Below are 20,579 nucleotides of genomic sequence, written 5' to 3'. Positions count from 1 at the left end.
ACTTGTCTGGCCGCGCGGCGGTGACCGCGCGGGACGTCCGGCGGTTACGGCTACGACACCGGAAACCGGACGAGGAGTTGGGCCATGGCCGTCAGCATCGGCGGAGCACCGGCGGGGGACGGGGCGCCGGCCCCGGCGGACCCCCTGCCGGCCGGCAGCACACGGCGGGAGGTGACACGCGGCCTGCGCGTCTGCGCCCTCGCCGCGGCCCTGGCGGCCCCGGTGGCAGCGGCCTTCTGGCCGCAGCGCCCGGGTTCCGGGGGTGTTGGGGAAGTTGGCGGCGTCGGGGGCGCTGGGGGCGCTGGGGGCGTTGGGAAGGACACCGCCTTTGCCGAGACCTACCGCGGCCGTCGCATCGGAGTGGCGTGGGCCCCGCCGCACGGCCCGGCCGGGCAGGACCGCTGGCATGTCACCGTGGACGGCCGCCCGCTCCATCTGATGCGCCGGGCGGACGGCACCTGGCTGAGCATGGTCGACCACTACTGCTCCTACCGGACACCGCTCGAGGCAGCCCGCGCCGCGGTCGACGCACTCGGCCCCGGTCAGCGGCTGCGCGCTCCGGGACCGGGAAGCGCGGGGCACGTCCACACGGAGGACCGGCGTGGCGTACGTACGTAGGGACGCCGCCACGCTCACCAGGGCCGAGCAGCGCCGGTTCGTCAAGGCGCTGCTGGAGGTCAAACGGCGGGGCGAGTACGACGAGTTCGTCCGGACGCACGTCGAGTACTTCTCGTCGGACGGCGAGCACGGGCTGCGCGCCGCGCACATGGGGCCTTCCTTCCTGCCCTGGCACCGCCGGTTCCTGCTCGAGCTGGAGCGCGCGCTGCGCCGGGTGGACTCCTCGGTGACGGTGCCGTACTGGGACTGGACACGCGACCGCACGACCACCTCCGCGCCCTGGACGGACCGTCTCCTCGGGGGTGACGGACGCCGTTCCGACCACCAGGTGATGACCGGTCCGTTCGCCTTCCGGCACGGCAACTGGACCATCAAGGTGAACGTGGCCGACAGGGAGTTCCTCACCCGGGAGCTCGGCCGCCCCCGCAAGCCGGTGGACCTGCCCACGAAGAGCGAGCTGGCCTGGGCGCTGAAGGACCCGGTCTACGACGTGGCGCCCTGGGACTCGACGGTCACACGGGGCTTCCGCAACAAGCTGGAGGGCTGGGACACCGGCCGGGGCAACATGTCCTGGCGCAACCACAACCGGGTGCACGGCTGGGTCGGCGGGGACATGCTCGGCGGCGCCTCCGTCAACGACCCCGTGTTCTGGCTGCACCACGCCTTCATCGACCTGCAGTGGTATCGCTGGCAGCGCCGGCACCGCGGTGCCCGCTACCTCCCCGAGACGCCGCCGGGCCGGGGCGACCGGCAGCACGGCCGGATCGTGGCACGGCGCCAGAGCATGCCGCCGTGGGACGTGACGCCGCGGGAACTGGAGGACGTCGGCCGGATCTACCGCTACGCGTGAGGGTGGGGCAGGGGTTCCGTACGGGGGTCCGTACACGCTATGGGGGTCCGTACACGCTATGGGGGTTCGTCCACGCTACGGGGGTTCGTACACATGGGGAGAGCCCCGGCATTCGGGGGGCCGGGGCTCTCGGGTCAAGCGAACGTCAGTGGCGGTGGCCGCTCTTCTTGCCGTGCTTCTTGTCGTCCTTCTTGTGGCCGTCGTTGTTCTTGCACTCGTTGCCGACGGCCGGGTTGAGCGCGCCGATGATGTTGACGGTGTTGCCGCACACGTTGACCGGAACGTGGACCGGCACCTGAACCACGTTGCCGGACAGCACGCCGGGCGAGCCGATGGCCGCGCCCTTGGCGCCGGCGTCCGCCGCGGCGAGACCGGCCCCACTGAGCACCACGGCGCTCGTGCCGAGAGCAACAGCGCCAACCTTCGCGATGCGAGACATCACGTTCTCCCTTACTGACTAGGTAAGTGCGGCAGCAGTACGCGCTACCGCACTGCCCGTTCAACGCGGCGGCCCCGGACCGGTCACGAGAAATCTTCTGTGGATCACCCATCTTGAACAGGGGCTCCGCCAAACGGGTGCTCATCGGCGGCCGGCCGCGTAGTTCCCGGCCGTCTCCCCGTTTACCGGCCGGGACCGCTCCGCACACGCTGCGGAACGGGCCCCGCGGGTCGCGAGCAGCGGCTGCCCGAAGGGGAGTTGGTTCGGCGTCGCGCCCCGGAATGGACCACCCGGTGGAACCGTCGCAGCGCTGTGACGTGCACTTTCACAAGAAACCCACTCAACAAGGCGTTTCGCGTGGCAAAAGTCGCAAACCCGGCTTATCTTAGCGACTGTCAGTGACCGGACCATAACGGTCTGTGTCGACTCGAGAAATCGGAGAAGTAATGCGCAAGTACCAGAAGGCCGCGGTCGTCGTGGCCATGCTCGGCAGCGTCAGCTTCCTCGGCGCTGGCGTTGGTCACGCTGCGGGCGGGGACGGCAAGTTCAAGCTCGAGAACGAGCAGGCCCAGTCCTGCGAGCAGAACGACAGCACCCAGGGTCTGGTCAACGTCGACGACGTGAACGTCAACGTTGGCGCTCTGCTCGGCCTGGCCAACCAGGACAACAGCGAGCGCGAGTCGCTGACCTGCTCGCAGTCCTTCTCGCTGCGTGGCGGCCACTGATCAGGTTGATTCAGGCAGGCCCCGGGGCTCGTCCGAGCCCCGGGGCCTGCCGCCCTGCTGAAGGAAAAAGGTAGATGTTCAACTCGAAGAAGATCGCGGCGGCGGCGGGAATCCTGGGGAGCTTCGCCCTGATCGGCGTCGGTGCCGTCCAGGCCTCCGCGCAGGGTGGTCCCGGCACGTGTGTCCAGGACAGCAAGGGCAACGTCCACTGCGTGCAGATGAGTGAGTATCAGGTCCTCAGGGACAAGAGCGGCAACGTCACCGTCCGCAATGACTCGACGCAGACCTGTCCCAGTACTCGCGGCCAGGTCAGCTGCGTCGACAGCGTCACCGCTCCCGTCAAGAGGGGCTGACGGGTGGGGCTGACGCTCCGTCGGTCGGCACGGTCGTACAACAGGTTTTATCCAGAAAATTACGTGATTGGGCGTTTCGCCCCGGCAAGAGGTGCGCGCCCCGCCTAAGCTTGGCAACTGTCGGTGACCAGTCCATAACGGTCTGTGTCAATTCGAGAAATCGGAGAAGTAATGCGCAAGTACCAGAAGGCCGCGGTCGTCGTGGCCATGCTCGGCAGCGTCAGCTTCCTTGGCGCTGGCGTTGGTCACGCTGCGGACGGCGACGAGCAGTTCAAGCTCGAGAACAAGCAGGCCCAGTCGTGCGAGCAGAACGACTCGCGTGAGGGTCTCATCAACATCGACGACGTCAACGTCAACCTCGCCATCCTGGGTCTCGCCAACCAGGACAACAGCGAGCGCGAGTCTGTGACCTGCTCGCAGGCCTTCTCCCTGGGCAAGTAATCACCGACCAGGTGATGCAGGCAGGCCCCGGGGCTCGAACCAGGTGTCCGAGCCGCGGGGCCTGCCTCTTGGTTTCTCAGCCGGTATTGGCTTCTCGGCCGGTATATGCGTCAGGAACGACTCCTCGCCCAGCGGCGGGGAGTCGACCGCAAAGGAAAAGGTAAATGCTCAATTCGAAGAAGATCGCGGCGGTGGCGGGAATCCTGGGGAGCTTCGCCCTGATCGGTGTCGGTGCCGTCCAGGCCTCCGCCCTCGGCGACCCCGGCAAGTGTGTCGACGACGGCAACGGCCAGGTTCGCTGCGCGGAACTGAGCCAGTACACGTACACCACCGACAAGGGCGGCAAGGTCACCGTCGTCAACAACTCGACGCAGGACTGCCCGACGTCGCACAGCCAGGTCTCCTGCACCAGCAGTGCCGTCGTCCCCGGCAAGAGGGCCTGACTCCCGCCGAGACCGAGGTGCCGCCCTGTCCACGCCGGCGCCCCTCGCGAGAGTCCACCCGCGCAGCGGAGGATGGCCGGGACCCGATACCGGGTCCCGGCCATTGGTGTGTCTCCTGCCGTGTCCCGACTCCCGTGTCCCTGTCCCGTGTCCTACGGCCTCAGGGCAGGCGTCGTACGGGCTCGCCCGCGAGGAACGCGCGGATGTCCTCCACCGCCTGGCCGTAGTACGTCGTGTAGTTGGCCTCGGAGACGTAGCCCAGGTGCGGGGTGGCGAGGAGGCGGGGGGCGGTGCGCATCGGGTGGCCGGCGGGCAGGGGCTCGATGTCGAAGACGTCGATGCCGGCGCCGGCGATCCGCCCCTCGTGCAGGGCGGCGAGGAGGGCCTCCTGGTCGACGATGGCCGCGCGCGAGGTATTGACCAGATACGCGGTCGGCTTGAGGAGCGCGAGTTCGGCGGGCCCGACCAGTCCGCGGGTGCGGTCGCTCAGCGCGAGGTGGACCGAGACGAAGTCGCTGCTCGCGAGGAGGTCCTCGCGGGAGGGGGCGAGTTCGACGCCGACCTCGTCGGCGCGCTCCTTGGTGAGGTTCTGGCTCCACGCACTGACGTGCATGCCGAAGGCGAGGCCGACCCGGGCCACCCGGCCGCCGATCTTCCCGAGGCCGAGGAGTCCGAGCCGGCGGCCGTGCAGATCGGCGCCGACGGTGGACTGCCAGGGGCCGCCGGAACGCAGGGCGTTGCTCTCCTCGACCAGACCACGGGCGAGACCGAGCAGCAGCGCCCAGGTCAGCTCCACCGGCGGCGTGGAGGAACTGGCCGTCCCGCACACGGTGACGCCGTGCTCCTCGGCGGCTGCGTAGTCGATCACCGAGTTGCGCATGCCGGAGGCGACGATCAGTTTCAGCCGGGGCAGTCGGGCGATCAACGACCCGGGGAACGACACGCGCTCGCGCAATGTCACCACGATGTCGAACCCGGCCAGCGCAGTGGCCAGGGCGTCCTCGCCGTCCAGATGGGTGTCGAACGAGACGACCTCCACCTCACCCGCGACCGCCGACCAGTCGACGACCTCGGTCGCCACCCTCTGAAAGTCGTCCAGCACAGCACAGCGCAGCCGCACGTCGCGCCCCTTCCTCGGCCAGGTCCGGTTCCAGACCATGATCAGGCCTGGGACCGGCAGGGGGGAAGCCCCCTCAGTGGGGGACGTCGCGGCATGTCAGAAGAGGGCCCTTGCCAGGCCCCTGGCGTGGCCGAGGCGCTCCGCATGGCCAGCCGGCCCGCGATCGTGACCGTGACGACGGCGACAACCGCCGCGCCGAAGCACAGCGCGGCCAACGGCGCGCCGGCCAGGGCCGGGACCGCGGAACCGGTGACCGCGATACTGAGCGGCACCAGCACCGACGCACAGACCACAGCGGCCAGCAGCAGCGCGACCACGCAGGTGAGCACGGCCTCCCAGGCCAGCATGCGCAGGACCTGCGCGGACTGTGCGCCGGCCAGGCGCCACAGGGCGAACTCCCGTCGGCGGCCCGCCGTCGCCATGCTCAAGGTGTTGACGACGGCGATGGCCGTGAAAGCGTTGATCATGGTCAGTAACAGCAGGACGAACAGGTTGGCCGCCGCACCGGACTCCGCTCGGCTCTCCGTCACTCCGTCACCGACCCGCGCGCCAGGGAAATCCGCCGCCAGGGCCGTCAACTCTCGCTCGACAGCGCTCCGATCGGCCCCGGGGGCTGTCCGTACGGGAACCGTGTCGTCCAGCGGGGCGGCCGCGTGCCGGGCCGCCGAGACGCGGGGCAGCAGCGCGTCGGCGAAGTCCCGGTCACGGGAGTAGACGGCCGCGACGCGGTAGGTGTCCCGGCCGCCGTCGTCCCAGTTCACCCGGACGCGGTCGCCCACCCCCTGACGCCCAGGCTGCGGGCCGCGCCGTCGCCGAGCGCCAAGGACGAGTCACCGAGGTGGGCGAGCGAGCCCGCGCGGACACCGAGGTCAAGGAGGTCGGGCACCGCTTCGGCCCGCATCACGATGAGGCTGCCGCCGATGAGGGACGGCCCATCGTCATGATCAGCGCCAGCACGAGAAGCACGAAACCGGCCGCCCGGCTTGCCCTGCGCCCCGGAAGGGTCCGCCATGCGATGCGTAACACGGGTGCCTTTCGAAGTGGGCGAGGATTTCTTCCTTGGGGCCGCTGAAAGGCTATCCACATTTGAGTTACGCGACGGTCCGGAAGGGCGTCTTGCCCCCGCCGCAGAGGCGCGCTTGGGAGAAGCATCCGCTCGCTGTAGCACGCGAGTGGCACGTGCGGTGAACCCTGTTCAGGTGGTATGCGCTCCCGTTGTGCGCTGGGTGCCACCTTGTGTGACTCGCCTGAGCGCCGCACGGTTGAGGCGGATGCTGCTCGGTGCTGTGCTCCAGGACCACCAGGGAAGGGCGGTACGTCGTGGGTTCAGCCAGTCCATGGGCACGTGAGACGTTCGGAGACGTCGCCGGTGAACTGGCGGACATCATCCCGGCTTGCCTCGTCAGGGCCCATGAGCGGGCCCGCACCGGGCACGAGGGCGTCCACACGCAGACGCTCGAAGCCTACGGACATGGTCTCTACGCGGTGCAGTACGAGGAACTGGCTGCCGGCATCGCCGGGATCGGAGAACCCGTGCGCCTGCAAGGACGCACCATGATGCTCGTCCGGGACCATCTGATCTACCCCCTCCGCTACGCGAAGAAGGACGTCCCCGTCACGGCCGCCCGCCTCCGCCGGGCCTCAGGCTTCCGAGCAGACCTGATCCGCCGCCACGGCCCGCCTCCCAGACAACAGGCGTTCGACCTGGACTGGGGAGAACTCGACGAATCCGAGGTACATCCAGACCTGGAACTGCTTCCCGAAGACGTACGACTCGTCCTCGTCGCCTATACCTGTTCCATGGAAGCAGGCGTCATGCGCATCGAGTGGGGTTCCGCGGAGTTACGCCACGAGGACCGATACCTGATCTGGCACCGCCACGAGCCGCTGCCGACCATAGCTTGATCCGGGCCGGTGTCAGGGCCTGAGCGATGTGCCCTCAAGTGCGGGGATCGACGCAGGCGAACCAGGAATCCCGCTGCTCAGGTGGCTGCGAGCGCTTGAGATCGTCCCAAGTGGCAAACCCGGCCGGTGGCGGCGGTATGACATATCCCAGCACCTCGCACCAGAAATGAGCGAGCCGCTCAGGTTCCGCGCAGTCGAAGGTGACTTGGAAGGGAGAGTCCCTCGGCGGCCGCGACGGCGGCGATCATCACCTCGGCCACATGGCGACGGGGCTTGCGGCCTGCGGAGACGACGGCGGCGCAGGTTCTGCCGTAGATGCGGGCCGCCCCCCCCCACGTCGAACGGGATGGGATCGAATTCGTTTTCGGCGCGCTGCAGGAAGTCCATCGGCTGCGGTCGTGGTGGTTGCTGTAATCCGCCGCTGTACAGCAACCCGCGCCAAGTGCCGTGCGTCGAGAACGTCAAAGGACTTCGACCTGTGATCATGGGGCGTTCATTGAAAGTGATCGACGAGAAGTTCCTGGTCGCGGGGGCCGAAGCGTCGACGCCGTGGGGCGCTGGTGGAAACACGCTGTAGGTGATCTATGAACTGGTTGACCTCGCTGCCGGCGGCGGTGCTGGTTGTGGGAGGGCTCCTACTTGCCCTACTGGTCGCGGCTGCGGCGCGCATCGGCGTCCGGATGCTCGTACCCGTTGGGGAACGGGATCGGGTGCCGCAGATCGCCACACCTCTGATGCCGACACTCGGTGCTGCCTTCGCGATCTTTGCGGCACTCTCACTGGCCAGCGAGGCCGGCTACCTGCGTGCAGCCGAGGGGTTGGTGAGCGACGAGGCGGCCGCGGCCTCCCGCCTGGCATGGGCGGCGACAAGTCCGCGAGTCCAGTCGGAGCCGATCCATGCGGCACTTCTGGACTACCTACAGACCACGCGTGCCAGGGAGTGGAGGGGCACAGCAGCGGCGTCCGGTGATGACCCGGGCACCGCTCGCGCGATCGCACGGATGGAGCGGAGTGTTCGCGCCGAGGCGGCCCGGCCCAAGGTGGGGAGTGCGGCAGGGACGGAGTTGCTGTCTTCCCTGGACGGTGTCACCAGTAGTCGTCGCGCCCGCGTCGCGGCCGCCTCGCGTGATGTTCCGTCGCTTTACGTCGTCACGCTTGTGGTCAGCGGACTGGCCTTGATCGTGAACTCCGGCGCCCTGGTCTTCCGCAGCAGCCTGCGAACGTCGCTGCTCATCGTAGGCGTTGCGAGTGTGGTCGGACTGAGCCTGGCGTTGCTCTTCGCACTCAGCGCGCCATGGGGTGGACCGTTCATCGTGAGTGGGCGTCCACTCGACGCCGTCATCGGGGACCTGAATTCCGGCTTCTTCGAGGGGCGATAGGCGGCGGGCGAGATCGTAAGCCGAGAACGCACTCACCAGCCCCACAAACCCGTCAGGGTCTGCTCCACCCAGTGGATCAGACCCTGACCTGGTACCTCACTGTCGGGGTGGCGGGATTGAACCTACGACCGGGCTGCCCTGGACAAGCTAGGAGGCCTGCTGGCCGTCGAGTGACGCGGTCGTTGCCGTCAGCGCCGCGTCAGAGACGCGAAGCGCCCTGGAGGAGATGACCCCTCTGGGGCGTTTGTGCTGGTAGGAGTGTGCGCCCCCGGCAGGACTCGAACCTGCGGCCAAGCGCTTAGAAGGCGCTTGGTGGGTAGCGTGCCACGCCCTGGCTGACCTGCTTTTCTTATCGTGCAGCGCGCGTCATCGTCTCGACTTCGACACGCATTCGACGCGGCTCGGGCTACTCGTACGTCGTCGCCGCTTGCAGAGCTTGCGCGAAGAACGCCCAGTCGCCGCCAGGCGGCAACTCCCGGCCGGTGTTGCGGTACCAGCCGTCCGCGTCATCCATCCAGGCGGCCAGAGCGTCCAGGAAGCTCGGAAGGTCCGCGTTCTCCCATGAGCCTCCGTCCCCGGCGTGACTGCGACGCAAGGAACGAACGAAGGCTGCCAGGTCTTCTCTACTCTCGACGTGATCAGGAGAACTGGTCATGCCTGGCGACCCTACTTGGTGCGCCAGTCGCCCTGTGAGGAGAGCTAGCGGTTGATCGGGATCTCGTAGACGATCTCGCAGTGAGCGGCGGGCACCACGATGTCCGCTGTCTCGACGGGCCGCCCCTCGTCGCTGTAGTACGTCCGCCGGATGTGCGTCACGAGTGCGGCCTTTTGGATACCAAGAAGTGACGCCTCCTCGGCGGTCGCCTGCCTCGGCTCCGGCTGTTCCACGGCGTGGCCGACGGTGACGCCGATCGCGGCCATGCGGTTCACGACTCCCGCCCCGGCGTGCGGTCCTCCCTCGGGGAGAACGACGAGGGTGCCAGCGGTCAGGTCGTACGGCTCCCAACTCGTCGAGAGCTGCACGGGCCTGCCGTCCGCCAGGAACTCATACGTGGTCCGGACGCACAGGTCGCCCTCGGCGAGGCCGAGCCGCGCAGAGATGTCCGCCGGAGCCGGCACCTTGGCCTCGGTCCGGCTCTCCCAATCCCCTTGCCTGCCCACGGCCTTCATGTCCGCCCGGAAGGGTGATCCGCTGGGCTGCTCCCGGGCTGATGACCGGACGACCCGCACCCGCTGCCGGGGCTCGGCGACGTACGTGCCCGAACCGGCGCGCCCCTCAAGCACACCCTGGGAGATCAACAGCTCCTGAGCCCGGCGGACCACGTTCTCGCCCACCCCGCACTCCTCGCCGATCTGGGTGCGGGACGGCAGGCGGTCCCCGGGCTCCCATACGTGTTCCGCGATCCGCCGCCGGAGTTCGTCGGCGATACGGAGGTAGGGCGGCTGCTCAGACATATGGAAAATCTAGTCCACTAGCTCTAATCTAGTTAACTAGCTTCACTGAAAGTGATCGCCGGTGACGGAGGCTGCCCTGTGCCCGCTTCGGGAGTTAGCGCGGCGGCCATCGCTGCCCGGCTATCCGACCTCGGACTTCCCGCGCGCATGGAGGAGCACGACCGGTACGCGTCGGTCCAAGCGGAGGTGCCGGAGTCGCTCTCCAACGACTTATGGCGGGAGGTCCTGGAAGTGGTGGCCGAGGCCGATCGGTTCGGGCTCCTCGCCACCAGCCTGAACGACCGCACCCTCTGGGCGGTCGTAAGCAAAGCGGTCCCCACGACGGGCGATGTCGGGGGACCGAGCCATCAGCGATAGGAGCTGAGCAGCATGCTCAACCGTATCCGCCGTGCCGCCTCGCTCACCAGAGCGCGGTACTTCCCCAAGGGCAGGCACCGCCGCCCCTTACGGCCGTCCCGGCCGCTGGCGGCCCCCGTTCTCCCTGCGTCCGCTGACGCGTCGACGGTCCCCCTGGGCCGGTCTCCCGACGCCGCGAGCCACCGTCACCCGCTCGTGGGGGAGGAGAACGCGCTTGTCCGCCCGTACGTGCTGGCTTGGGAGGTGCGAGTACGGCCGCGCGAGGTGGCAGTCGCTTCACACCTGCCGGCTGAGGCCTGGTCGTCCCTCACGGGAGTCAGCTGATGACTCCTCGCCAACAGCCCAGCATCACCGAGGCTTCGGCCGTTCCCTACCGGTCGACCGACTGCCGCATCGGCTCGCATCTTGCTTGTGCGGAGTCCTCCCCGGTCTCCGCACCGATCGACCTGCCGGTTGTCGTCGAGACGTGCGCCTGTCCGTGTCACTCGGCGCCCCACTACTCCACACCAGCGGAGGTGGAGCGGTGAGCGGCTGGGCACCCGGCGGTGCGCTGGCATCCAACGTCGAGGTCACCGCGACGACCGTGCAGCGTGGCGACGTCATCCAACTCGGCGGCACAGCATGCCGGGTGAGCGACCTCATCCAGCTACCCCAAGGCGGCAAGCGACTCCTCTTCGAGTCCGGCGAGCTGCTGACCATACACGCGCGCACCCGGCTCGCCGCCGTCCGTATGCAGAGAAGGCGGTGATCGGTCCGTGCCTTCACGACATCATGAAATTGCCGAGGATCTGCGGCACCAGATCACGACCGGCGGCATCAAGCCCGGTGAGCGTCTTCCGTCTGAGGCCGGCCTGGCCGATCGGTACAAGGTCAGCACGGTGACGCTGCGGAGAGCCCTCGCAGTGCTTCAGGGAGAAGGCCTCGTCGAGAAGATCCACGGCAGGGGGAACTTCGCTCGTCATGCGCCGCGCAAGATCCTCTACGTCGGAGGATGGGGGACGCTCGACCCGTGGACCGCCGCTGAAACGGCCCTGCGTGTCACCGTTCGCACCAACACGGTTCCGGCACAAGGGCACCTGGCGACCTTGCTGTCAGTGCCGACGGGCAGCCCTCTCGCCGAGTTCCTCTGCACCAGTCATGAGGGAGAGTCACCGCATGGGTTGGCCCGCATCTACATCCCTCGCGATCTGGCACCGGCCGGAATGCTGGACGACGAATCCTCGTGGCGGGAGACGGTCACGCGCTTTGCCGTTCTGAGCTCGCCGCCGGCGGTTGTCCGCGAAACGGTATCTGCCCGCCCACCGTCACCGGACGAAGCATCGGCCTTGCGGATCGGCTCCGCCGCGCCAGTCGTCGCCATCACACGCATCGCGACCGACACGACCGGGCGAGTTGTCGAGGCCGCGCTTTTGGTGTTCCCGGGGGACCGCGTCGACGCCGTCTTCACCACCCACCACGTGACCGACGAGAGGCAGAAGCAAGAATGACGGCACCGAACGAACTGCGACTCCTCCCGTGGTCGGGACCGGAGGGCAAGCCCTGCTACCTGAGCACCGAAGCCAGCGGCGGCTACATGTCCCGCCTGGCGGACAACATCGAAGCGGTGCAACTGGGCACGGCAGCCCAGCTGCTGGAGGAGACCTCAGGCGCCCTTGTCGACCAGGAGGCGGGCCCGGAAGACCTGCGACGGTTGGTGAAAGAACTGACCGGAGCTCTGCGGGACGTGCTCCGCGTTGCAACCAGCCGCGGTCACCTACTGGCCGTGAGCGAACCTCACCGTTCCTAGACCGCGGCAGCAAACCGCGTCTGCTGAAAGCAGCCTTCCGTACACGTCAATGAGAGGGAAGTCCGGTCATCCACCCGGGCTTCCCTCTTCATTGGGCTGCACGAAGGCATGGGAACGGCTGGTTAGGTCTTCGTGGTGGGAGATCCGCAGCGCTCACACGGTCGATACCTCACGTCCCGTGCATCGCCCAGAAGCATCCAACTGGCCTGAGCTAGGTGTCGTCCGTTGCCGACCATGAGGCCGCAGCGCTCGTTACCGTGGAAGACCTCCCGGCTACCGGCAGCGCTGGCGCGCACCAGTACCGCTGGCTCCCCGGACCGGTCGACACCTTCGTCCGCGTAACACTCTTGCATGTACTCCATTGCATCACGCTGGCCGAACGCACTGGTATACGGAAGCTCTCTTCCTCGCATGCTCATCCTCCGTCTGACCCGGGCTCCATCGTTTGATAAGGCAGACGTACCGCAAGTTGTCTTCTCAACGATCCGGTTCGGCGAAACTCAGCACATCCACCCTTGGCTGCGCTAGGGAGATCGACGCATCCGATACACCGGACTCCGGGTGCTGCGGCTGCCCACGGTCCTTACAGACTGCTGGCGGCGACTTCGCCCTGTGACCACCGCTTTAGGAGAGAGAGGCTGGGTGATCTGCGGGTTGAGCTGCGGCTTCACCGGGTGAGGAAGCGGGTGGGTACTCGACCATGAGGCACCGGTGTTTACCGTGCCTGGCCCTGCATCTGGCAACGTTGTGGCACGAACCTCAACCGCCGACAGTCAGCCACGAGGGCGGGTCCGGCGTGTTCATCAGTCTCGCCAAGGGACAGGATGTCACTGAGGAAACTGAGGACTTCGAACCGTCGCCTGACCCCGTAGCCGAGGGTCAGAAACGCCAACCCCCTCGCGAGCACGAGGTATCCGCGTACAAGAGGATGACCAAATACGGGGTTCAAAATGTTCAGTCGTACTCCCGGGGTGGCTCCAAGGCTGAAGCCGACTGCGCTCCCTGCTAGCCCTTCCGGCGTCGGTCAACCCGCCGACCAGTGTGCCGCTGTCCAGGTCACACAACGGCCGGCACGTGCTGACGGTGCCTGAGCCCTCAGCTTGGGAAGCTTGGGGCCCACGCGCTCGATAGGCTTGCTGACCTGCTGCGGAGCGGCACTACGACGGGTGAACGTGCTTACTGAGTGACCGCTGATTCCCGTGGTTCCGGCACTATCCGGCACGCTGCTCACCGCGGCCCTGGCGGGTTGGGGGAAATCCTTGTGCATCAGCGCGTGGATGAACTCGATCGCGAACTGGTGGGATTCGGATGACACGTCGGTGGGCTCGCCGGCGTACCAGCGGAAAGTGTCGGGTTCCGCTCCGCCTCGTCCAACCAGTGGGCCAAGCGGTGAAGCTCCCCCTCGCTGAGCTTGATGGCGGCCTGATGAACCCACGTCTCATCAGGCCCGGCGTAGGTCTTTAAAGCCATGACAAGGGCGCTACAGTCACCCCTCATGCGAAGATTTGGAAGGCGCGTTGCGCCCTTCATCCTCATGACGCTGCTGGCCAGTTGCGCCACAAAGACCACCACGACAAAGGCTGGTGGTGTGACGACCACGGTAGTGCAAGACAGTCAGTGGGTTACGGCACTGATATCTGCTGCTGCTGTCCTGTTCAGCTCTGCTCTGACCGCGTGGACCGCTCACTACTTCACAGGTCGAACGGAAAAGGCACGACAGGACCATGCTGAGAGGCAAGAAGAGTCCCAGCGTCGCCACGACTCAAAGCTTGCCGAGGAGCAGCGGGTGAGGGAGCAGGTGATCGCTACAGCGACAGCCATATCGAAGATGCTCCACGACTTCCGCGAGAAATCCCGGGCAGCAGCTGAGGCGCTCAACGTCGATGCAGCCGAGCTCTACGGCGAATGCGCGGCGCTAGTACGCAAGCACCATGACGAGGGCTTGCCCGTGATCGAGGTCATGCCGGACTTTGACCTGCGGCAGAGGGCCAACAACGTCTTCCACGTCCACGGGCTCTGGGCTACTCAGACGTCCGAGGCCCTCGTCAACGGCATCGCGCTGCCCGACGCTGACGGACTGGACGACAGCCGAGAGCGGTTCTATCGCCACGCTCGGACGGTCATCAAAGACGCTGCGGCCTGATCCACACGCTCCTCACGTCGCGCACCGTGAGGGACAGCGAGAAAGGCGGGATCCCAGTGAGACTGACTCCCGCCCTTTGCTGTCGACATCCGCCCTGGTCAGAACGTGGTCTTGGTCTCTGCTCGGCGAGTGCCCGACCTGCGCATACGGCTCCGGAGGCCGGTTCTGCCTCGCTAGATGTTGCAGGTCAAAGCCACGTTCGCGACCGACTGAGCGAGGGCTGTCCACGGATGGTCCACGACGCCTGTCGGAACCGCGTCTGTCCTAAGGCCCCTTGCAAGCTGAGGGCCTCCTGGCCCAGTACTCCAGGCCCAGGGTGCCGGGCGAACATGCTGTTTTGGTTCATGGCGGGGTTCGAAGCCGAGGTTATGCAGGATCCCAGACAGGACGGCCACCACGGCACGTGCCTGGCCGAGAGGTTCGGCAGCACGGCTCAGGCGGGCAGTCTGCTGCTGAAGCGGGAAGAAGATCAACAAATGGAGAGTCTGACACCGCTGGCCGCGTCGTCTGGTTGGGCTGTTTGCCATATTTCAATAGTCTTGGGGAGGGACATCGTTGGCGAGTCACTCGCGCAGGCAATCGGCAAGACACGCCCGACGTGTACGTGCCGGGCACGCTCGGAATAGGGTGACCAACCGGACACCACGGCCTTCGGGCCGCCGCCCTTTGACGAGCAAGGACATCCCCGACTGATGGCAGTGACTCAGCAGGAGATCGAGAACCGGCTGTGGGACTCCGCCGACGAGCTGCGCGTGGCGATGCCCGAAGCGCAGTACTCCTCGGTCGTCTTCCCGCTGATGTTCTGGAAGTACCTGTCGGACACCTGGGAGCACCACCACCAGGAGTTCCTGGAGGAGAACGACCTGGACAGCCTCTCCGCGGAGGAAGCCCGCGAAATCGAGTACCGCGACTACCAGTCGTTCGAGATTCCGTGCATCTACCCCGGCATCGTCGCCGAGCGTCGCGCCTCCTGGTCGTCCATCCTGGCCACCATCACCCAGCCCGGCCTCGGCCAGCGGGTCCGCGCCTCTCTGCAGGCCATCGAGACGGCCAACCCCGACAAGTTCTCCCGCCTGTTCGGGTCCATGACCTGGACCTCCGAAGAGGTACTGTCGGGGGAGGTGCTGGCGGCGGTCATGCAGGCGATGGACCGCACTCCGAAGATGCACGAGGGCAACATGTCCCACGACGTGCTCGGTGGGGCGTACGAGTACCTGCTGAAGCGGTTCTCCGACGGGTCCGGCACCCGTGCCGGCCAGTTCTTCACCCCGCGCGAGGTCGTCGAGCTGCTCGTCGAGCTCCTCGACCCCAAGGGGCACGAGTCGGTGTACGACCCGACCTGCGGGTCGGGTGGCATGCTCATCGCCTCCGCGAACCTCCTGAAGGCCCACGGCGGCCGGGGCTACACGCTCAAGCTGTACGGGCAGGAAGCCGTACCGGACACCGCCGGTGTGGCCCGCATGAACCTGTTCATGCACAACCTCACCCGGTTCCAGGTTGAGGTCGGCGACACCCTGAAGGACCCGCGCTTCAAGAAACCGGACGGATCCGTTGCGACCTTCGACGTGATCCTCGCCAACCCGCCCTACAGCCTGAAGTGGAAGCCCTGGACCAACGACCCGCGCGCCCTCGGCGGCGTTGCACCGCAGTCGTCGGCGGACTGGGCGTTCGTCCAGCACATGATCGCGTCGATGGACCCGAAGAAGGGGCGTGCTGGCGTCGTTCTGCCCCACGGCGTTCTCTTCCGCGGCGGCCAGGAAGCATCCATCCGTCGGCGCGTCCTGGACGATAACCTGCTCGAAGCCGTCATCGGCTTGCCGGCCAACCTCTTCTACAGCACCAGCATCCCCACGGCGATCTTGGTGTTCCGTGCTCCTGGTACCAAGACCTCGGAACGGCAGGAGGGGGTGCTGTTCATCGATGCCTCCAAGCGGTTCGCCAAGGCCAAGAACCGCAACATCCTCACCGACGCCGACATCGCCGACATCGTGACCGCCTACCACTCGAAATTCGACGCCGTCGGCAACCCGGTGTACCCCGATGTAGAAGGCGGACTCACGGCACGATTCGTCCCCACCACGGAGATCGCGGCGAACGGGTACGACCTCAACCTCGGCCGCTACATCAAGCAGGCCGCAGCTGAGGCCGAAGACCTCGGCACCCTCATCGAGGCGTACAACCTCGCCCGAGCCGAGCGCCAGAAGACCGAGCAGCGCATGCTCGCCGTCCTCACCGCTGCTGGAATCGAGGGCTTCGATGAGTGAATGGCAGAACTTTCCTGCGGGGAATATTGTCCGCCAGCGGCGGGAGGCCGTTCGCCTGGAATCGGGAGCCGAATACCGCACTATGGGTGTGCGGTGGTACGGAAAAGGCGCCTATGGCAGGGGTGTCGTAACGACTGAGACGGTGAAGGCCAAGTCTCTCTATCGAGCGCGGGAGGGAGACTTCACATTCAACCGGATCGACACTCAGAAGGGTGCATTCGCTGTCGTCTCCGCTGAGCTTGATGGCGCGCTGGCGACGAACGAATTCCCCCTCTATGAAGTGAACGAAGAGGAAATGGATGCCCGTTTCCTGCTCCTCAACTTCCAGCGGGCAGAAGTTCTGCGGCAGATCAGTGCCGTGCGTGCAGGCTCCGAGGGGCGTGCTCGTTGGAAGGAGGCTGACTTCGAGGCGTGGATGGTTCCCGTGCCGCCGCTTCCTATCCAGCGGCGGATCATCGAGGTCATCGGATCGGTAGACGACCAGATCACCGCACTCGACCCAGAGGCAGAGGCGCTGGCAGCGGTTTTGCGTCGCCGACGAGCTGACCTCATCACCGACGACTCGGTTGAAGCCGTGAGGGCCGAGCACGCCTTCGATTTTTCTACCGGCGTGCGCCGGACACCTGACCGGGCGACCGGCCCATACATGACGCCCTACCTCCGTTCCGCGAACGTCGGCTACGGAATGCTCGACCTGTCCGACGTGCTCGAGATGAACTACGACCCGGCGGAGCGAAAAAAATTTGGCCTCCAGTACGGCGACGTCGTGGTGTCCGAGGGGAGCGCAAGCGCGAACGCGGTTGGGATGCCCGCCATGTGGCGAGACGAGCTGCCAGGGCCCGTCTGCACCCAGATGACCCTGCTCCGTCTTCGGGCGCTGGAAGGGATTTGCATTCCTGAATTCGTCTTCCACTGGTGCATGTGGGCCTACGAGTCCAAAGCTTTCCTTGACGTCGCGGGTGGCACCAACATCAAGCACATCAGTGCCAAGCGGGCAAAGGGCATGGCCGTGCGTCTACCGTCGCTCGCCCGCCAACGCGAGATGGCTGTGGAACTTGACGCAACGACGTCTGCGTTGGAGGCGATCCGCGCGGAGGCCGCCCGTCTTCGTAAAGTCCGAGCACGGCTGCTGTCGGGACTGCTGGATCGCACCATCGAGATTTAGTCGGCTGAGCGGGGGGTCTGAATCGTGGCAAGGGGCATTCGGGAGCGTGAGTTCCAAAACCTGATGATCCGGTGGTCCCTGCCAATGGGCTGGGGCTACACCGCGGGCAGGTCGCTGCCGCGTGAGACGACACAGACGGTGCTTGCCGGCCAACTGCGGGATGCCCTCGTCCGGCTCAACCCGGACGTGATCGGTGGGTTCGACGTGGACACGGTGGTGGAAGAGATCGTCGCCACGGTCAACGCCGTCGAGGGCGGGCTGGTGCGGGCCAACGAGCAGGTGCTGCGCCTGCTGCGCGGGCGCAAGGAGTTCCGGGATGCCGAGGGCGTGTGGCACGCCCTGAAAGTCATCGACTTGGAGCACCCGGCCGCCAACACGCTGGTGGTGTCGGACGAGGTGACCATCAGCGTCCCTGGCAAGACTTCCCGCCGGTTCGACCTGGTGTACTGGGTCAACGGCCTGCCCCTGGTTGTGGTGGAGGTGAAGTCGCCGACAGCGAAGCCCGGATGCGCCGATGCCGCCCGCGAGATCAATGACGTGTACGCCACCGAGTACCCGTGGTTCTTCACCCCCAATGTCTTCGCCGTCGCCTCCGACGGGCTGAGACTACGGTTCGGTGCCGCCAGCGCGCCTACGAACCTGTGGCAGCCGTTCCGCTCCACCGCGGATGACGAGAACCTGTCCGGGCAGGCCGACGTGCAGCGCTCCGTCGAGCTGCTGCTGAACCCGGCCACGGTCTTGGACATGCTCGCGAACTTCGTCCTGTTCGGCACTGCCGGGGGCGGGGTGGACAAGAAGTACCTGCCCCGCTATCCGCAGATGGAGGCCGCGCTCCTGATCCACCAGCGGGTGCTCGCGGCCGGGTCGAAGGGCCTGATCTGGCACCACCAGGGCTCGGGGAAGACGCTGCTGATGGTGTTCGCCGCCTCGCTGCTGCTGGCCGACACCCGCACAGACTCGCCCACAATCATCCTGCTCTCCGACCGCACCCAGCTGGTCCGGCAGACCTCCGGGGTGTTCACCTCCGCGATGGGGGACGCCTACTTCCACCAGCCCGCCACCAGCGCCGAGCTGCGCGCCCTGCTGGCCGACGACGTGCGCGGCGTCATCTCCACGACCGTCCACAAGTTCGCCGACGCCGGCAAGAACCTGTCTCTGCGGGACAACATCATCGTGCTGGTCGACGAGGCGCACCGCACCCAGTCCGCCCGGTCGAAGTCCCTGGCCGGGCAGATGCGCGCGGCGTTGCCGCACGCGAGGTTCTTCGGTATGACCGGCACCCCCGTGCGCAACCTGGCCACCGACACCTTCGCCCTCTTCGGCGACGAGAGTGACCCGGGCAGGGTGCTGCACCGGTACTCGGTGTCCCGGTCCCTGCTGGACGAGGCGACCGTCCCGGTGATGCTGGACCCGCACCCGGTCTCCTTCGAGATGAACGACCGGGAACTGCAGGCCGAGTTCGACCAGTTCGCCGACGCCTTCGACCTCGATGACCCCGACCGTGAGGCCCTGTCCCGCAAGTTCGGGCGCCTGACCTCGGTGTTCTCCAACCCCGACCGCATACATACGGTCTGCCAGGACATCGTGGACCACTACCTGGCTGGCGCCTACCGCAACGGCCTCAAGGCCCAGGTCGTCACCTTCAACCGTGAGCTGGCCGTGGCGTACACGGACAAGATCAACGAGCTGCTGGCCAGGTTCGAGGCCTCCGAGGTGCTCGCCGAGGTCGGCAGGCACGGCCGGATCACCGCCGAGGTGAACATCTCCGTCTCGGACTCCAAGGACGAAGACCCTGCCCTGCGGAAGTTCCAGCTCTCGGAAGTTCAGGAGGAGGAGCAGAAGCGGCGGTTCCTCACCCCGGACGACCCGCTGTGCTTTCTGGTGGTGACCGCGAAGCTGATGACCGGGTTCGACGCCCCCAACGAGGGCGTCCTCTACCTGGACAAGCCGCTGAAGGCCCACACTCTGTTCCAGGCGATCACCCGTCCGAACCGCACCTGGATCTCCCCGACCGGGTTCATGAAGACGCAGGGCGTGGTCGTGGACTACATCGGCCTGGCCGAAGAGGTCCAGCGGGCCGTCACCGACCCCACTGTGGAGAAGGCCGGCGGCAGGGGGGGGCGGGTTCGTCACCGACGTGTCCGAGCTGGTCGCGGAGTTCCGCACCGTCTTCGCCCGCATCGAAGACCTCCTCGTGCACGTGGACGGCCTAGACCTCACGGTCCACGGCTACGAGTCCGTGCGCGCCATCAACACCTTCCTGGACGCCCACCCCGGCGCCGCCGAGGTGTTCACCAGGGACTACCGGCTCCTGGCCCGCCTGTTTTCGCTCATCAGCACCGACAAGCGGGTCACCAAGTTCCGCGACGGCTTCGCTCTGTTCGGGTCCGTGTACACGACACTGTTCAAGAAGTCCTCTGACGAGGAGCGCAAGGAACGGCTCAACGAGCTGGGGCCGATGGTCCTGGAGATCATCAACGCCCACGTCCACTCCTTCTCCGTGGTCGCCTCCCAGGAGGAAGCCCTCGTCCTGGACGCCCAAGGCATCGCCATCCTCAAGGAGCTGCTGGCCCTCGTCCGCCCCAAGCCCGGCAAGGACGACCCCCAGGACAAGACGCCGCCGTCCGCGGCGGAGATCCTGGACCACATCAAGGCCGCCCTCGACAAGGACGTCGAACCGGGCTCCGCGAAGTACACCGCCCTCGCCGAGCGGATAAAGCAGCTGCGGGAGCGGATCATCCAGAACGCCCAGGACGCCCTGGAGTTCCTGTCCGAAGCGCTCCGGGTCGCCCGCGCCATCGTAGACGCCGGGAAACACCCCGCCGAAGCCATCGTCGTGCTGGACGACGACCACGTGGGCGTCCTGTCCCGGATCATCCACGACCACGCACCGTCCGGGCTCACTGTCACGGAGAGGAACTTGGCCGAGGAGATCGACCAAGTGGTCACTCACACCCTCGCCCAGTCATGGGACAACGCCGACGCCCGTAACCGAGGCGCCCGCCGCGCCACCGCCGCGGTCTTCCGCCGGTACATGTTGAAGCCGGTGGGGGAGCCGTACGACTCCACCGTCGCCTACATCGAAGCCCACTACCTCGTCGACTGACGAATACGAGACGGCCCTGAGCGGCCTGGA

General features: G+C 66.8%; 23 protein-coding genes, 1 tRNA gene and 2 pseudogenes. 17 read left to right on the top strand and 9 right to left on the bottom strand.

The features are described 5' to 3' along the window. Window positions 1-84: 84 nt before the first annotated feature. Window positions 85-618 (top strand): tyrosinase family oxidase copper chaperone, encoded by a 534-nt coding sequence (locus tag ACFT32_RS26885; RefSeq protein WP_382494058.1) that lies wholly within the window; start codon window positions 85-87, stop codon window positions 616-618. Then, window positions 602-1,468: a tyrosinase family protein gene (locus tag ACFT32_RS26880; protein WP_382494055.1), complete on the top strand. Its 867-nt coding sequence runs from the start codon at window positions 602-604 to the stop codon at window positions 1,466-1,468. Before ACFT32_RS26885 ends, ACFT32_RS26880 begins: the two co-directional genes overlap by 17 nt. 145 nt (window positions 1,469-1,613) lie before the next feature. Here the strand turns inward: ACFT32_RS26880 and ACFT32_RS26875 are convergent, their stop codons facing one another. Beyond that, window positions 1,614-1,907: a chaplin family protein gene (locus tag ACFT32_RS26875; RefSeq protein ID WP_382494053.1), complete on the bottom strand. Its 294-nt coding sequence runs from the start codon at window positions 1,905-1,907 to the stop codon at window positions 1,614-1,616. Between the two features lie 446 nt (window positions 1,908-2,353). Between ACFT32_RS26875 and ACFT32_RS26870 the strand changes: the two genes are divergently transcribed. The 4 genes from ACFT32_RS26870 (at window position 2,354) to ACFT32_RS26855 (ending at window position 3,869) form a co-directional block, all read left to right on the top strand. Further along, the gene (locus ACFT32_RS26870) at window positions 2,354-2,632 is read left to right on the top strand and encodes a hypothetical protein (RefSeq protein WP_382494050.1); all 279 of its coding nucleotides are present in this window, start codon (window positions 2,354-2,356) and stop codon (window positions 2,630-2,632) included. 74 nt (window positions 2,633-2,706) lie between these two features. After that, on the top strand, window positions 2,707-2,985 hold the full coding sequence (locus ACFT32_RS26865; RefSeq protein WP_382494049.1) for a hypothetical protein: 279 nt from the start codon (window positions 2,707-2,709) through the stop codon (window positions 2,983-2,985). A gap of 171 nt (window positions 2,986-3,156) precedes the next feature. Continuing rightward, a complete protein-coding gene (locus tag ACFT32_RS26860) occupies window positions 3,157-3,426 on the top strand; it encodes a hypothetical protein (RefSeq protein ID WP_382494047.1) in 270 nt (89 codons plus the stop codon). 164 nt (window positions 3,427-3,590) lie between these two features. After that, window positions 3,591-3,869 (top strand): hypothetical protein, encoded by a 279-nt coding sequence (locus ACFT32_RS26855; RefSeq protein WP_382494044.1) that lies wholly within the window; start codon window positions 3,591-3,593, stop codon window positions 3,867-3,869. 160 nt (window positions 3,870-4,029) lie between these two features. Here the strand turns inward: ACFT32_RS26855 and ACFT32_RS26850 are convergent, their stop codons facing one another. The 3 genes from ACFT32_RS26850 to ACFT32_RS26840 are packed head-to-tail and all read right to left on the bottom strand — an operon-like array spanning window position 4,030 to window position 5,890. After that, the gene (locus ACFT32_RS26850) at window positions 4,030-4,989 is read right to left on the bottom strand and encodes a D-2-hydroxyacid dehydrogenase family protein (protein WP_382494664.1); all 960 of its coding nucleotides are present in this window, start codon (window positions 4,987-4,989) and stop codon (window positions 4,030-4,032) included. Between the two features lie 41 nt (window positions 4,990-5,030). Next, window positions 5,031-5,750, bottom strand: coding sequence for an FtsX-like permease family protein (locus tag ACFT32_RS26845; protein ID WP_382494041.1), 720 nt, complete (start codon window positions 5,748-5,750; stop codon window positions 5,031-5,033). Beyond that, entirely contained in the window at window positions 5,747-5,890 is a 144-nt protein-coding gene (locus ACFT32_RS26840) for a hypothetical protein (protein ID WP_382494038.1), read from the bottom strand. The genes ACFT32_RS26845 and ACFT32_RS26840 overlap by 4 nt, the downstream gene beginning before the upstream one ends. Window positions 5,891-6,309: 419 nt before the next feature. Between ACFT32_RS26840 and ACFT32_RS26835 the strand changes: the two genes are divergently transcribed. Beyond that, the gene (locus tag ACFT32_RS26835; RefSeq protein ID WP_382494036.1) at window positions 6,310-6,894 is read left to right on the top strand and encodes a hypothetical protein; all 585 of its coding nucleotides are present in this window, start codon (window positions 6,310-6,312) and stop codon (window positions 6,892-6,894) included. A gap of 43 nt (window positions 6,895-6,937) precedes the next feature. Here ACFT32_RS26835 and ACFT32_RS26830 read toward each other — a convergent pair. Continuing rightward, window positions 6,938-7,105, bottom strand: a pseudogene (locus ACFT32_RS26830) (VOC family protein); the annotation flags it as partial. Next, window positions 7,104-7,476, bottom strand: a pseudogene (locus ACFT32_RS26825) (hypothetical protein); the annotation flags it as partial. The pseudogenes ACFT32_RS26825 and ACFT32_RS26830, both read right to left, overlap by 2 nt. Before the next feature lie 2 nt (window positions 7,477-7,478). Here ACFT32_RS26825 and ACFT32_RS26820 point away from each other — a divergent pair. Next, complete coding sequence (locus ACFT32_RS26820; RefSeq protein WP_382494033.1) at window positions 7,479-8,273, top strand: hypothetical protein; 795 nt, start codon at window positions 7,479-7,481, stop codon at window positions 8,271-8,273. Between the two features lie 263 nt (window positions 8,274-8,536). Here the strand turns inward: ACFT32_RS26820 and ACFT32_RS26815 are convergent. From ACFT32_RS26815 to ACFT32_RS26805, 3 genes are all read right to left on the bottom strand, one after another. After that, a tRNA-Arg gene (locus ACFT32_RS26815) sits at window positions 8,537-8,609 on the bottom strand. Between the two features lie 70 nt (window positions 8,610-8,679). After that, entirely contained in the window at window positions 8,680-8,868 is a 189-nt protein-coding gene (locus tag ACFT32_RS26810; RefSeq protein WP_382494030.1) for a hypothetical protein, read from the bottom strand. Between the two features lie 104 nt (window positions 8,869-8,972). Then, complete coding sequence (locus ACFT32_RS26805; protein WP_382494028.1) at window positions 8,973-9,728, bottom strand: GntR family transcriptional regulator; 756 nt, start codon at window positions 9,726-9,728, stop codon at window positions 8,973-8,975. 78 nt (window positions 9,729-9,806) lie between these two features. On the opposite strand from ACFT32_RS26805, the gene ACFT32_RS26800 reads away from it, so the two are divergent. The 9 genes from ACFT32_RS26800 (at window position 9,807) to ACFT32_RS26760 (ending at window position 20,549) form a co-directional block, all read left to right on the top strand. After that, window positions 9,807-10,085, top strand: coding sequence for a hypothetical protein (locus ACFT32_RS26800; protein WP_382494662.1), 279 nt, complete (start codon window positions 9,807-9,809; stop codon window positions 10,083-10,085). 523 nt (window positions 10,086-10,608) lie between these two features. Then, the gene (locus ACFT32_RS26795; RefSeq protein WP_382494026.1) at window positions 10,609-10,833 is read left to right on the top strand and encodes a hypothetical protein; all 225 of its coding nucleotides are present in this window, start codon (window positions 10,609-10,611) and stop codon (window positions 10,831-10,833) included. Between the two features lie 7 nt (window positions 10,834-10,840). After that, on the top strand, window positions 10,841-11,572 hold the full coding sequence (locus ACFT32_RS26790) for a GntR family transcriptional regulator (RefSeq protein WP_382494024.1): 732 nt from the start codon (window positions 10,841-10,843) through the stop codon (window positions 11,570-11,572). Next, window positions 11,569-11,871, top strand: a complete 303-nt coding sequence (locus tag ACFT32_RS26785) for a hypothetical protein (RefSeq protein ID WP_382494021.1) — start codon at window positions 11,569-11,571, stop codon at window positions 11,869-11,871. The genes ACFT32_RS26790 and ACFT32_RS26785 overlap by 4 nt, the downstream gene beginning before the upstream one ends. Before the next feature lie 1,534 nt (window positions 11,872-13,405). Next, on the top strand, window positions 13,406-14,014 hold the full coding sequence (locus ACFT32_RS26780) for a hypothetical protein (RefSeq protein ID WP_382494018.1): 609 nt from the start codon (window positions 13,406-13,408) through the stop codon (window positions 14,012-14,014). Window positions 14,015-14,706: 692 nt separating this feature from the next. Then, window positions 14,707-16,278, top strand: a complete 1,572-nt coding sequence (locus ACFT32_RS26775; RefSeq protein ID WP_382494015.1) for an N-6 DNA methylase — start codon at window positions 14,707-14,709, stop codon at window positions 16,276-16,278. Next, on the top strand, window positions 16,271-17,443 hold the full coding sequence (locus ACFT32_RS26770; protein ID WP_382494013.1) for a restriction endonuclease subunit S: 1,173 nt from the start codon (window positions 16,271-16,273) through the stop codon (window positions 17,441-17,443). Before ACFT32_RS26775 ends, ACFT32_RS26770 begins: the two co-directional genes overlap by 8 nt. A 63-nt stretch (window positions 17,444-17,506) precedes the next feature. Next, window positions 17,507-19,864, top strand: coding sequence for a type I restriction endonuclease subunit R (locus tag ACFT32_RS26765; protein WP_382494011.1), 2,358 nt, complete (start codon window positions 17,507-17,509; stop codon window positions 19,862-19,864). Further along, on the top strand, window positions 19,833-20,549 hold the full coding sequence (locus tag ACFT32_RS26760; RefSeq protein WP_382494008.1) for a hypothetical protein: 717 nt from the start codon (window positions 19,833-19,835) through the stop codon (window positions 20,547-20,549). The genes ACFT32_RS26765 and ACFT32_RS26760 overlap by 32 nt, the downstream gene beginning before the upstream one ends. The last annotated feature ends 30 nt before the right edge of the window (window positions 20,550-20,579 follow it).

It is taken from the genome of Streptomyces sp. NPDC057002 (assembly GCF_042673825.1).
GTDB lineage: Bacteria > Actinomycetota > Actinomycetes > Streptomycetales > Streptomycetaceae > Streptomyces.
This window is presented reverse-complemented; position numbering and strand designations above follow the sequence as displayed.